Origin of the sequence: Bacillus altaicus, assembly GCF_042136375.2 — a bacterium.
Lineage (GTDB): Bacteria > Bacillota > Bacilli > Bacillales > Bacillaceae_G > Bacillus_A > Bacillus_A cereus_U.
Genome location: NZ_CM143394.1, coordinates 328374 through 341668 on the forward strand (window position 1 = coordinate 328374; position 13295 = coordinate 341668).

The following is a 13295-nucleotide window of genomic DNA, read 5'->3' on the forward strand; positions in this document are numbered from 1 at the left end:
TTGTTTTCAGGAAGATAGGTGAACAAATATGTCCTTTATTGATGAAGAAAAATATCGTATTAAACGTGCAGGGAAAAAGAAACATAAAGGTATTGTCATTTCTAGCATAGCAGGGACAATTGTAGGGGCTTCATTATTTGCATTTGGAGCTCCTTTATTTTCAAATCATGCAGGTAAGCTTCCGCAAGCCGAAGCAAGTGAAAAAAATATGGCTGAAGCTCAAAGTGGAAATGTTCCTGTTAAACAGATTAGCTTTGTAGACGCTGTTGATCGTGCTTCAGAGGCTGTTGTTGGTGTTATTAATATTCAACGAGACGATTTTTCAGAGGCTGATTCGGAAGCTGGTACAGGATCTGGTGTGATTTATAAGAAAACAGATGGACATGCGTATATTGTAACGAATAACCACGTTGTTGCTGGGGCGAATCGTATTGAAGTGAGCTTAAGTGACGGTAAGAAAATTCCAGGTAAAGTATTAGGAACCGATGTAGTCACTGATTTAGCGGTACTAGAAATAGATGCGAAGTATGTGAAGAAAGTGATTGAAATTGGCGATTCTAATACCGTTCGTAGAGGAGAACCAGTTATTGCGATTGGAAATCCACTTGGGCTACAATTTTCCGGAACTGTCACACAAGGTATTATTTCGGCTAATGAGCGTATTGTTCCTGTAGATTTAAATCAAGATGGACATTACGATTGGCAAGTAGAAGTATTGCAAACAGATGCGGCAATTAATCCAGGTAATAGTGGTGGAGCGCTTGTAAATGTAGCGGGACAATTAATAGGTATTAACTCAATGAAAATTGCAGCAAAAGAAGTAGAAGGAATTGGACTAGCTATTCCAGTTACGAGAGCTGTTCCTATTATGAATGAACTAGAAAAGTACGGTAAAGTAAAAAGACCTTATGTTGGGATTGAACTAAGGTCTTTAAACGAGATTCCGAGTTACTACTGGTCAAAAACGTTACGATTACCAGATAACGTAAAAGAAGGAGTCTGCATTTTAGATGTGAAAAGTCCTTCGCCAGGTACGGATGCGGGTCTTAGAGAACATGATGTTATTGTGGCGGTAGATGGAAAAGCGGTGCACGATATTATTGGATTCCGCACGGCCTTATATAATAAAAAAATTAATGATAAAATGACTCTTACGTTTTATCGTGGTACAAAACGAGCGACAACAACGGTGAAATTAGGCATTCAAAAGTATTAAAAACAGGAGGGCCTACCTCCTGTTTTCTATTGTAGAAAAGTGAGGTGAAGAATATGAATTTACCTTGTTGTTTAGAACATGTTGAATTAGCATTAGATATCATTGTGGATGAGTGTGAAGTCGCACCGGTTATTAACAATGTGGATAACTCTAAAGAAGAGAAAAAAACATGTGAATTTTGTCAAAATGAGGCGACATATGTTGTATCGAACACAGATTCTCACACAATATGTGGGTAACATTTGTGGATATGTGGATAAGTCCTGTGGATAACGTGTTTGTAAGGTGGGGAATAAATGTGAATATCTCGATTATTTCAATTGGGAAATTAAAAGAAAAGTACTTAAAACAAGGTATAGCAGAATATTTAAAACGATTATCTTCTTACGCAAAAGTAGAAGTAATTGAATTGCCAGATGAAAAGGCACCAGAAAATTTAAGTGCAGCAGAAATGTTAATTGTAAAAGAAAAAGAAGGCATACGTATACTGGATAAAATTTCTGATGATACGCACGTCATTGCGTTAGCAATAGAAGGAAAACAAAAATCATCAGAAGAATTTGCAGTAAGCTTAGATCGCCTTGCTACATATGGAAAGAGCAAAATCACATTTGTAATTGGCGGATCACTGGGGCTTAGTTCTGAAGTAATGAAGCGTTCAAACGAATCTCTTTCTTTCTCAAAGATGACATTACCACATCAATTAATGCGATTAGTATTACTTGAGCAAGTGTATAGAGCGTTTCGGATTAATCGCGGTGAACCGTATCATAAATAGTGGGTAGTAATCGAAAGTTAATAATGCCTTGTGTAATAACATAAAGTATTATTGGCTGTATATTGAATAAAAAATATGATTAAGAAATTAGCACTTATCTTTACAGGATAGAGTGCTTTTTTATACGCACTTTATTATTTTAGATTTAACCGATCGTAATTAAAATGTACAATAAATATGGGATATGCGAGTGTTTGGTAAAATCAAGTATACTCAATATAGGAGAAAAGAAGTATTAGATGTAATTAGGGGGGCTTAACATATTTAGGGGAAATATGAAAAAAATACTTATATCATTACTAAAAAACCCATTATTAATAATCGGATACTGGATTTTTTGTTATGAGTTAGCTTTGTTATGTATGTATGGAAGAGTGAATAATAATATTTATATTTTGTTATTATGTACAGCATTTTTAATACTTATAATTATATTTACTACAATTAAAGTTATAAAAAATAGGGAATATGAATTATCAAAATTATTAAATATAAAGGGATGGAAATATGTTTCCGTTATCATCATTATCTTTATAACGCTTTTTTATGGGATAAAAATTTATAAAAGTGCAACGAATTATGGTGGTAAGCTAGCATGGTTTATAGAAAGCGTAAAAAACGAAAGATCAGTTGAACTTGAGCGTGATAATATATATAAGTATGGTGTAGAGGGTATTTTTGAAGATATAAATAAGAAATATACTTTGTCAAAGAAGTTATATATGTCAGATGATTTTGCATTGAAATTTAACTCAGATGGAACAATTACATCATTTGATACTTTTCTTTATGGAAAAAATGCTGCTGGAAAAGAGGAAAGTTACTTAATATCTTATAATAAAAATAAATCGAAAAATATTTTTGTAAGACTAAATGGGCATGTTAACGCTGATTATAATGAAGATAAATTAGTAAAACCTTTAATTAAAACGGTTCAAGCGATTCCGGTTAAACAAACTGTTAGTAAGTGGAATGAAAATCAGTATGGATTAGTTTATTATGGGAAAAGAAATTGGGGTTACAATACAGAAGGAATTATCAATATTAATAAAGATGGGAAATTAGAGAAGTTAGAAGAAGCAAAATCCGAAATAATTGGATATACAGTATCTATATTTGTCCCTGGAAAAGAGAAAGAGATAGTACCTGCTAGATATAATTTGCTAGGTGATCCAAATTGGAGTAAGGAAAGTAGTTTTAAAAAGAAAAAAGAGGATTTAACTAATGATAATGAGCAATTTTACTTTTCAAAAGAAGTAGGTTATAAACTACATGTTACAGATAAAGCATTAGGGAGTACCTTTTATTCACTAAGCAAGACAATAGATGGTGGAGAAACATGGGCAGTTATAAATGAAGACCCATTCAATGAAGCAGTTGGTAGTGCATCAGGAATCATCTTTTTTAATGAGAAACTCGGATTTTTAAGGGCAGCTAGACCCTCTGGCACTGAAGGAGGGCTATACCGTACAGATGATGTGGGTATAACTTTTAAAAAGGTGAGCTATATAAATCATGAAGTGAAGCTAGAGAGTGGACAATTAATAACCCCTTTTGATTTTCCTAATATGCCTTATGAGAAGGATGGGGTTTTTAACATGTTAGTTGGGCAAGGATCAGATGGAGACTATAATGGTAATAGTAGTATACTTTATCAATCTAAAAATCAAGGTGAAACATGGGAGTATGTAAAGGAGGTTAAAGGTAATTAATAGTGGGAAAGACCATTGGATAAAAATCATCGATGGTCTTTTAAACATTAATAGATGGTATGTAGATTTCCTAAAATAAGTATGTTTCTATTTCTAAAAAAATATGCTGTAATATGAAGAGGAAAAAGTATAAGTAGTCAGAGAAGTGAGGAATTAAAGGTGAAGAAGTTTAAGAAGTTTTACTTGGAGATTACAAGCGTATGTAATCTTGCGTGCAGCTTTTGTCCGCCGACGGAAAGGCAGAAGCAATTCATTTCTGTGGAGGATTTTGCTAAAAGATTAGACCAAATTAAACCTCACACAGACTACATCTATTTGCACGTGAAGGGTGAGCCGTTGCTCCATCCGAAAATAGATCAACTATTAGATTTAAGCCATGAAAAAGGGTTTAAAGTTAATATTACAACGAACGGAACGTTAATTAATAAGAGAAGGCATAGACTGTTAAATAAGCCAGCTCTAAGACAAATGAATTTTTCACTGCACAGTTTTGATGGACACCCAGGATCGCAAGATAAAGAGGGCTATGTAAGGAGTATACTTTCTTTCATTAGAGAAGCGACGAGTCAATCGGATTTAATTGTTTCGCTAAGGTTATGGAATTTAACTCAGGACAACAAAACGAATCTTGAAATTCAGCGGAATAGAGATTTATTATCTATTATCGAAAAAGAGTTTGATCTTTCTTATAACATTGAAGAGAAGCTTACACCAGGAAAAGGTATAAAAATTGCGGAACGTGTCTTTATTAATCAAGACTATGAATTCCAGTGGCCGGCATTGCATGAAGAAGAGGATGATGGAAAAGGATTCTGTCATGGTCTTCGAAATCAGGCAGGTATTTTAGCGAATGGAACGGTTATTCCTTGTTGTCTAGATGGTGAGGGAATTATTAATCTCGGAAATATTAATAATGATTCATTCTCTAATATTATTGAAGGCGAAAGAGCGAACAATATTGTAGATGGATTTTCAAAAAGGGTTGCAGTAGAAGAACTATGTAGAAAGTGCGGATACCGCAAAAGATTTGGAAAGTAAATATAGAATAAGCCCTCATAAAGCGAGGGCTTATTTTTATTCTTGATAAGAACGTTCTAATTCATCAATTAAGGAACCGACGTAAGAAACGGCTTTACGGATTGCATCTGGTTTTGACATGTCTACTCCAGCGTGTTTCATTAATTCAAGTGGTTTCATTGTACCGCCTGCACGGAGTACATCAAGCCAGCGATCAACAGCAGGTTGTCCCTCTTCTTTAATCATTTGAGCTACAGCGGTAGAAGCAGTTAGTCCCGCAGAATATGTGTAAGAATATAAGCCCATATAATAGTGAGGTTGACGCATCCATGTTAAACCGGCGCCTTCATCAATTTCTACGGAATCTCCCCAGAATGTCGAAAGGACCTTCGTTTTTATTTCAGTTAAAGTTGTAGCTGTGAGTGCTTGCCCTTCTTCTGCTAGAGCGTATACTCTTCTTTGATATTCTCCCTCAAGTAGATGGGTAACGAAGTTGTGGTAATATGTGCCGAGTAGTTGCAGAATAACCCATCTGCGCATTCTCTTATCTTCAGTAGTCGCAAGTAAATGCTGCGCTAATAGTAATTCATTCATCGTTGATGGGGCTTCAACGAAGTACATAGATGGACGCACATTCATAATACGCTGATTTTTATTTGCTAAATAAAAATGACCAGCATGTCCAAATTCATGAGCTAATGTGAAACACCCGCGCATCGTACCCTGCCATGTAATTAAAATATAAGGGTGGGAACCGTATGGGCTAGAGCAGAAGGCACCTGTTGATTTTCCTACGTTATCTGCAAGGTCTACCCATCTTTCTTTGAAGCCCTTTTCGATAATGGAACTATATTCATTTCCTAATACTTTTAAAGAATCTTGAATGAGTTTGCCAGCTTCTTCGTAAGTGATTGTTGGATTAAATTCAGGATCTAACGGTGCATGTAAGTCACAGAAAAGCATTTGATCAAGCCCTAATACATTCTTTTTTAAATCTGCAAAACGGCGCATATGAGGCGCTAATTCGTTATAAATAATATCTAGTTGGTTGTTATACATTTCAAGTGGAACTTTTTGAGGTTCTAAAAGCATATGGGTAACGGACTCGTACTTGCGCAAACGAGAAAGCGCCACTTGTTTTTTTACTTCAGTAGCATATGTTGTTGCAACTGTATTTTTATATCGTTTCAATGTGGAAACAAATGATGAATATGCTTTTTTACGTATATATGCGCTTGGAGAAAATTCATATTTGCTTTCGAATAATGCAAACGATACAGGCAAATCATTTCCCTGTTCATCTTGTATAGAAGGGAAATCCATATCGGCTAATTTAGTCATGCCGTAAATTTTGTAGGGTGAACTATGAACTTCGCCGAGTGCAGCAAGAGCTTCTTCTGTTTCAGGAGAGAGTGTGTGCTGCCTCTTTTTGAGTATCTCTAGTAATGATTTATGGAAAGGTTCAAGTTTTATTTCCTCAGTTAAATATTTTTCAATTGTTCCCTCCTCAAATGAGAGAATTTCGTTATGAATAAAGGATAGTGCGGTATGTACATTCGTTCCTAGAGCGGAAATTTTGGAAGAGTTCGCTTGAATAACTGGATCTGTACGATCAGCGGATTCTTTTAAATTTGCATATGCGCCGAGTTTTGTTAACTTCATTAAAAGCTCTTCTTCTAAAAGTAGGCAATTTAATAAGGTAGCGGGGCTAGTGTGTAATTGTCCTTTAAATGCATCAAGTTTTTTTATATCGGCTGTTAATACACGTAATGCAGTTTCCCACTCTTTATCAGATTCGTATAAATCAGAAAGGTCCCATGTCAATTCAGTAGAGACTTCCGCGCGAATAAGGCGTTTCTCAATTACATTTTTCATTTGTTATATCCCCCTTATTATAAGTATCTAAAAACATGATACTAGAAAATTCAGTGAAATGAAAATATTTTACATTTTTATACATGAAAAAGAAGGACAAGCATTTTTTATGCTTGTCCTTCTAGTTAAATTTATAAATTAATATACTTTGTCACCGTTGAAAATAGAGTTTTTCACGACTACATAATCTACAGTACGAATTGCGTCTAATTTTGTTCCACCAGCGTAAGAGATAGAAGATTGAAGATCTTGTTCCATTTCGATTAAAGTGTCTTCTAAAGAACCTTTATGCTCAACGAACATTTTCTTACCTTCAACGTTTTTCTTCTCACCTTTTTGGAATTCAGAAGCTGAACCGAAGTACTCTTTATAAAGTTTGCCATCTTTTTCGATTGTTTCCCCTGGAGACTCTTCATGACCTGCGAATAGAGAACCGACCATAACCATAGTTGCTCCAAATCGAATTGATTTAGCTACGTCGCCATGTGTACGAATACCACCGTCAGCGATAATTGGCTTACTTGCAGCTTTTGCACACCAGCGAAGTGCAGCTAGCTGCCAACCGCCAGTTCCAAAGCCTGTTTTAATTTTAGTAATACAAACTTTACCAGGTCCAATGCCAACTTTTGTTGCATCAGCACCAGCGTTTTCTAATTCTCTTACTGCTTCTGGAGTTCCAACGTTTCCAGCGATAACGAAGCTTTCTGGTAAATGTTTTTTAATATGTTGAATCATGTTGATCACAGCGTTAGAGTGACCATGTGCGATATCGATTGTAATGTATTCAGGTGAAAGTTGCTCAGCAGCTAATTGTTGTACGAATTCGTACTCGTCTTCTTTAACACCAACGCTGATTGAAGCAATTAATCCACGTGATTGCATATCTCTAATGAATGAAATTCGTTTCTCTGGTTGGAAACGATGCATGATATAGAAGTAATTATTTTCAGCTAAATAAGTTGCGATTCTTTCATCAATAATCGTTTGCATATTTGCAGGTACGACAGGTAATTTAAATTTATGTTTTCCTAAAGTGACAGTTGTATCACACTCAGATCGGCTATTTACAATACATTTTGCAGGAATTAATTGAATGTCTTCATAGTCAAATACGTTTTCCATCATTTGCACCCCTAAAATACGAATATTTCACATAGTTTACTTAAAAACGTTCGTCCAAATGATAATTTACAGTATTTTTAGTAATAAGTCAAAGGTTTTCATGTTTATATTTGAAAATTGAAGTTTATTTACTCATATTGTGGCTTAGTATAGCTAAAAATTGTTTCAATATATTACAATTCAATGTAAAATTATGTATAGGTACGGATGTTTAAATTTATTAATTTAGGGGAGATTTGATGAAGCGTTCGGTATATATGGATTGGCTACGTGTAGTGGCGACAATTGCGGTCGTTACAATTCACGTTGCTGCTGGTTATGTTTCTACGTTAGATGCAAATAACGTGTCGCGTTGGTTGGCTGGTAATTTTTACGACTCACTTTCGCGTGCTAGTGTACCAATTTTTGTAATGATTAGTGGAGCCCTATTATTAAAGGGAACAAAAGATACTTCTATTGGGGAATTTTTAAAGAAACGTGCAAGTAAAGTGATTATACCTTTGATAGGTTGGAGTGCTATATTTTATATCTATGGGGCTTGCGTAGGATATTTTCCGGCTTCTTTAAAGCAAGGGATAAAGTACTTTTTAACAAATAGTATCGGGTTACATCTATGGTTCTTATACATGATTGTAGGAATATATTTAATTGCACCTTTACTAAAAGTATTTGTGAAAAATGCTAAGAAGAGAGAGATAGAATATTTTTTAATTTTATGGCTATATGCATCTGTTATAGTTAAACTAGTAAACTATTATTATCCTATCAACTTTAATATTGAATTATTTTATGTTACAAATTATGTAGGATATTTTCTACTTGGTTATTACTTATCGAATTATGATATTGTGAAAAAGTGGAGAAATATTTCTTACATTGGAGGGCTTGTAGGGTTTATTGGTACATTCTTTATTACATATCATTATACAGTTAAAGCGAATGGACAGTTAGATCAATATTGGTATGAATATTTTGCGCCAGGTGTTGTACTTATGGCAATCGGGTTATTTGTCTTTTTCAGATATGCTTTCCAAAATTCAGAAAGACAATTGCCATTTTTATTACGCGGCATAAACCAAGCAAGTCTTGGGATTTATATTCTTCACTTTTTCTTATTAAATAATTATCTATACATAGTCATTCCAAAGGTGAATGCACATGTACATGCAATATTGGCAATACCTATAAATGTAATTATTACACTTTTCCTTAGTATGGTAATAACGTTAGTATTGCAAAGAATACCAGTTGTAAAAAGGCTAGTTCCGTAAAGATATTTCTTCTACAAAAATATATCGAAATATTTTTATATTGTTTAGGTGGGCAGACTTATAATTAAGGCTGCCCTTAATTATGTTGTCCTCAAAAAATAATATAAAGAATTATACTTAGGATAAGTTGGTACTTTAATGAACTAAAGATATTGGTTTAATATATTATTTCGGTATAATTGAACGTAGGATATAAAAAATATAATTATTAAATACAGAATAAAATGAGGTTATTACATGAGTAAAAGAAGTTTTACCGATTATGCATTAAGTAAGGAAATTGTAAGAGCACTTACTGGTTTAGGATATGAACATCCGACAGAAGTGCAAGGAGAGGTTATTCCAGTTGCCTTGCAAAAGAAAGACCTTGTCGTGAAATCACAGACTGGAAGTGGAAAAACCGCTTCATTTGGCATACCACTTTGTGAAATGGTGGAGTGGGAAGAGAATAAGCCACAAGCTTTAGTTTTAACACCGACGAGAGAGCTTGCGGTGCAAGTAAAAGAAGATATTACGAATATAGGCCGCTTCAAAAGAATTAAGGCTGCTGCAGTTTATGGTAAATCTCCATTTGCACGTCAAAAGTTAGAATTAAAGCAAAAGACACATATTGTGGTTGGGACTCCTGGCCGTGTGTTAGATCATATTGAAAAAGGTACTCTTTCTTTAGAGTGTTTGAAGTATTTAGTTATTGATGAAGCAGATGAAATGCTGAATATGGGCTTTATCGATCAAGTAGAGGCAATTATTGACGAGTTACCTAAAAAACGAATGACAATGCTATTTTCAGCAACACTTCCAGAAGATGTTGAAAAGTTATCTCGTAAGTATATGGGCTCCCCAACTCATATTGAAATTAAGGCTGCCGGGATTACAACAGATAAAATTGAACATACACTTTTTGAGACGAGAGAAGAGGAGAAGCTTTCACTTCTTAAAGATGTAACAACGATTGAGAATCCAGATAGTTGTATTATTTTTTGCCGTACACAAGAAAATGTAGATCACGTATTTCAACAGTTAAAGCGCGTTAACTATCCTTGTGACAAAATACATGGTGGTATGGTACAAGAAGATCGTTTTGAAGTTATGGACGATTTTAGAAAAGGAAGGTTCCGTTATTTAGTAGCGACAGACGTAGCTGCTAGAGGAATTGATATTGATAATATTACACATGTTATTAACTATGATATTCCATTAGAAAAAGAAAGTTATGTACATCGTACGGGAAGAACGGGACGAGCTGGTAATAACGGAAAAGCTATTACATTCATAACGCCGTATGAAAATAGATTTTTAGAAGAGATTGAGGAGTACATCGGCTTTGAAATTCCAAAGGCGCTTGCACCTTCAAAAGAAGAAGTTATGAAAGGGAAAGCAGTATTTGAGGGAAAAATACATGCTAAACCAATTATAAAAAAAGATAAAAACGCAGACCTAAACAAAGGAATTATGAAATTGTACTTTAATGGCGGGAAGAAAAAGAAAATTAGGGCGGTAGATTTCGTCGGTACAATTGCTAAAATTAAAGGTGTTACAGCAGAAGATATAGGAATTATTACAATACAAGACAATGTTTCTTACGTTGAAATATTAAATGGAAAAGGACCACTTGTTTTAAAAATCATGAAAAGCACAACGATTAAAGGGAAACAATTAAAGGTTCATGAAGCAATTAAGTAAACAAAAAAACTATCCACCTCTAACAGGTGGATAGTTTTTTTGTTTAAGTTTCTTTAAGGTCATCAACTAGTTTCTCTGCTAAACGTCTATACATATTACTCATAGTCACGAAGGATGTTAGTAATAAAAACTTTTCTAGCTTTGGATCTTCTAAGGAAGAAACTTCGTTTACTTCCTTAACACGGTTATTCACGTCTTGCTTAAAGCTTTCCACATTGGTGTCAGTAAGAGAAAGGTAATCTTTATATAGAGTATTTAATTCGAATGTATCATCGTTTATTAACGGTGCATTTATATTTTCTAAGGAGCTTTTTATATCATTAATGGAAAGAGCCCCTTTTAATTGATAAATTAAGCTGATTAAAATCATATGTTCTTTTGAATACTTTTTATTTTTGATAGGGATGAATAATTTCCCTTTTGCGTAATTGTTAATCATTGTTTTTGTTAATACTTTTTCATCATCAGTTCTCGTTGTATCCGCATAAGTATTCTCAAATAGTTGGACAACTTGGTCTACATATAAGTCGACATTTGGGATATCCTCAAGTTTAATACTTTTTTCTAAATGTAATGATTCAAGTAATTTATTTATATTTTCCACGTAGAACCCCTCACTTTTATAACTTAGTGGAACTTAATGTTTAGTATATCTTTAAATATGGTATTACGAAACAAATGAATTGTAAATGTTGACCCGTGCGAATAATATGTATATAATTACATGTAGTTATGAAAACTACATGTAATTATATGAGGGGTGTTTATATGAATACTTATGTAAGAGAACCAGTTAATGCATTTACTCACTTAGGAGGAGCTGTATTATCATTTATTGCATTATTAGCTATGCTTGTGAAGGTTTCGGTTAAGATGCCATCTGTTGCTGCAATTACAGCCGTTATTTTATTTGGTATAGGGATGATGGTCCTTTATATGGCGTCAGCTGTGTATCATAGTGTTGTAGCCAGTGAACGTGTTATTTATTTCTTTAGGAAGCTAGATCATTCTATGATTTTTATATTAATTGCAGGTACATATGCACCCTTTTGCTTAATTACATTAAATTCGGCAAATGGTTTACTATTATTTTGTTTAGTTTATGCAACTGCGATTTTTGGTATTGTTTTTAAAATGTTTTGGTTTAATTGTCCAAGATGGTTATCGACAGCAATTTATCTTCTGATGGGTTGGTTAATTGTTCTATTCTTTGCACCGCTAGCTGAGAATTTAAGTACAGGAGGTATTATTTTCTTAGTACTTGGAGGCATTTTTTATACAATTGGTGGGTTTATTTACGGTGCGAAGCCAAAATGGTTGGAGTTTAAATATATGGGACACCATGAAATTTTTCATGTTTTTGTATTGTTAGGTAGTCTTGCTCATTTTCTAAGTGTATATTGTTACGTAATTTGATCAAAAAACGCCACACGATGTCTGTTATGTGGCGTTTTTTTATTACCTGATTTGAATCGTGTATTGTCCGAAAAATCATGGGATAAAATGTAAGTTTCTGTGTTCGCATAATAAACATATGATAAGAAATATGTGATATACTTTGATAAGTTTATAATGAATGAAATATGGAGGACTATAATTATGGCAATACTTGTAACAGGTGGAGCAGGATATATTGGTAGTCATACATGCGTAGAATTACTAAAAAACGGTTACGAAATTATAGTAGTAGATAATCTTTCGAATAGCTCAGTAGAGTCTATAAATCGAGTAAAAGAGATAACAGGAAAACAGTTTAAATTTTATAAAGAAGATATTTTAAATCGAGAAGCACTGGATACGATTTTTGAAGAAAATACAATTGAAGCTGTTATTCACTTTGCAGGGTTTAAGGCTGTAGGGGAATCAGTAGAAATCCCATTAACGTATTATCATAACAACATTACAAGCACATTAGTGCTATGTGAAGTGATGCAGAAGCATAATGTGAAGAAGATGATCTTCAGTTCATCTGCAACAGTGTATGGTATTCCAGAAACATCACCAATTACGGAGGAGTTTCCATTAAGTGCAACAAATCCATATGGTCAAACGAAATTAATGATTGAACAAATTATGCGTGATGTAGCATTTGCAGATGCAGAATGGAGTATTGCATTACTTCGTTATTTCAACCCATTTGGTGCGCATGAAAGTGGGCGTATTGGAGAAGACCCAAATGGAATTCCAAATAACTTAATGCCATATGTAACGCAAGTAGCAGTAGGTAAGTTAAAAGAATTAAGTGTATTTGGAAATGACTATCCAACAAAAGATGGCACGGGTGTCCGTGATTATATTCATGTTGTAGACTTAGCAAATGGCCATGTAAAGGCGCTTGAAAAGGTACTTGGCACTACTACTGTGATAGATGCATACAATCTCGGTACAGGTACTGGTTATAGTGTATTAGAAATGGTTGAAGCATTTGAAAAAGTTTCAGGCAAGGAAGTTCCTTATAAAATTACGGAGCGTCGCCCTGGTGATGTTGCAGTATGTTTTGCAGATGCATCGAAAGCGAAGCGTGAATTAGGATGGGAAGCAAAACGCGGATTAGAAGAGATGTGTACAGATTCTTGGAGATGGCAATCAAATAACAAAAATGGCTATCTAGAAGTTTAATA

12 protein-coding genes are annotated in these 13295 nt (G+C 34.2%); 9 read left to right on the forward strand and 3 right to left on the reverse strand.

From position 1 onward, the window contains the following. The first annotated feature begins 28 nt into the window (after positions 1-28). The 5 genes from ACE38F_RS01800 (at position 29) to ACE38F_RS01820 (ending at position 4744) form a co-directional block, all read left to right on the forward strand. Entirely contained in the window at positions 29-1216 is a 1188-nt protein-coding gene (locus ACE38F_RS01800) for a S1C family serine protease (RefSeq protein WP_002068748.1), read from the forward strand. 53 nt (positions 1217-1269) lie between these two features. Next, positions 1270-1455, forward strand: a complete 186-nt coding sequence (locus ACE38F_RS01805) for a CxxH/CxxC protein (protein WP_002035001.1) — start codon at positions 1270-1272, stop codon at positions 1453-1455. Between the two features lie 59 nt (positions 1456-1514). Continuing rightward, entirely contained in the window at positions 1515-1994 is a 480-nt protein-coding gene (rlmH, locus tag ACE38F_RS01810; RefSeq protein WP_002113213.1) for a 23S rRNA (pseudouridine(1915)-N(3))-methyltransferase RlmH, read from the forward strand. A 275-nt stretch (positions 1995-2269) separates the two neighbouring features. Continuing rightward, complete coding sequence (locus ACE38F_RS01815) at positions 2270-3706, forward strand: WD40/YVTN/BNR-like repeat-containing protein (protein WP_375371051.1); 1437 nt, start codon at positions 2270-2272, stop codon at positions 3704-3706. 159 nt (positions 3707-3865) lie between these two features. Next, positions 3866-4744, forward strand: coding sequence for a radical SAM/SPASM domain-containing protein (locus ACE38F_RS01820; RefSeq protein WP_088293174.1), 879 nt, complete (start codon positions 3866-3868; stop codon positions 4742-4744). Positions 4745-4780: 36 nt separating this feature from the next. Here ACE38F_RS01820 and pepF read toward each other — a convergent pair whose 3' ends face one another. Together pepF and guaC are read right to left on the reverse strand one after the other, a co-directional pair. After that, positions 4781-6598, reverse strand: a complete 1818-nt coding sequence (gene pepF / locus ACE38F_RS01825; protein ID WP_375371052.1) for an oligoendopeptidase F — start codon at positions 6596-6598, stop codon at positions 4781-4783. A gap of 138 nt (positions 6599-6736) precedes the next feature. After that, entirely contained in the window at positions 6737-7720 is a 984-nt protein-coding gene (guaC, locus tag ACE38F_RS01830; RefSeq protein ID WP_002068771.1) for a GMP reductase, read from the reverse strand. 239 nt (positions 7721-7959) lie between these two features. Between guaC and ACE38F_RS01835 the strand changes: the two genes are divergently transcribed. Both ACE38F_RS01835 and ACE38F_RS01840 read left to right on the forward strand, forming a co-directional pair. Then, on the forward strand, positions 7960-8991 hold the full coding sequence (locus ACE38F_RS01835) for an acyltransferase (protein WP_215554904.1): 1032 nt from the start codon (positions 7960-7962) through the stop codon (positions 8989-8991). A 237-nt stretch (positions 8992-9228) separates the two neighbouring features. Then, positions 9229-10674 carry a DEAD/DEAH box helicase gene (locus ACE38F_RS01840; RefSeq protein ID WP_375371053.1) on the forward strand — a complete coding sequence of 482 codons (1446 nt, stop codon included), beginning with the start codon at positions 9229-9231 and terminating at the stop codon, positions 10672-10674. Between the two features lie 43 nt (positions 10675-10717). Here the strand turns inward: ACE38F_RS01840 and ACE38F_RS01845 are convergent, their stop codons facing one another. Beyond that, the gene (locus ACE38F_RS01845; protein ID WP_002035007.1) at positions 10718-11278 is read right to left on the reverse strand and encodes a DUF1836 domain-containing protein; all 561 of its coding nucleotides are present in this window, start codon (positions 11276-11278) and stop codon (positions 10718-10720) included. A gap of 164 nt (positions 11279-11442) precedes the next feature. Here ACE38F_RS01845 and trhA point away from each other — a divergent pair, with 164 nt between their 5' ends. Together trhA and galE are read left to right on the forward strand one after the other, a co-directional pair. Continuing rightward, entirely contained in the window at positions 11443-12090 is a 648-nt protein-coding gene (trhA, locus tag ACE38F_RS01850) for a PAQR family membrane homeostasis protein TrhA (RefSeq protein WP_002144591.1), read from the forward strand. 183 nt (positions 12091-12273) lie between these two features. Beyond that, positions 12274-13293, forward strand: a complete 1020-nt coding sequence (galE, locus tag ACE38F_RS01855) for a UDP-glucose 4-epimerase GalE (RefSeq protein WP_341308232.1) — start codon at positions 12274-12276, stop codon at positions 13291-13293. Positions 13294-13295 lie beyond the last annotated feature (2 nt).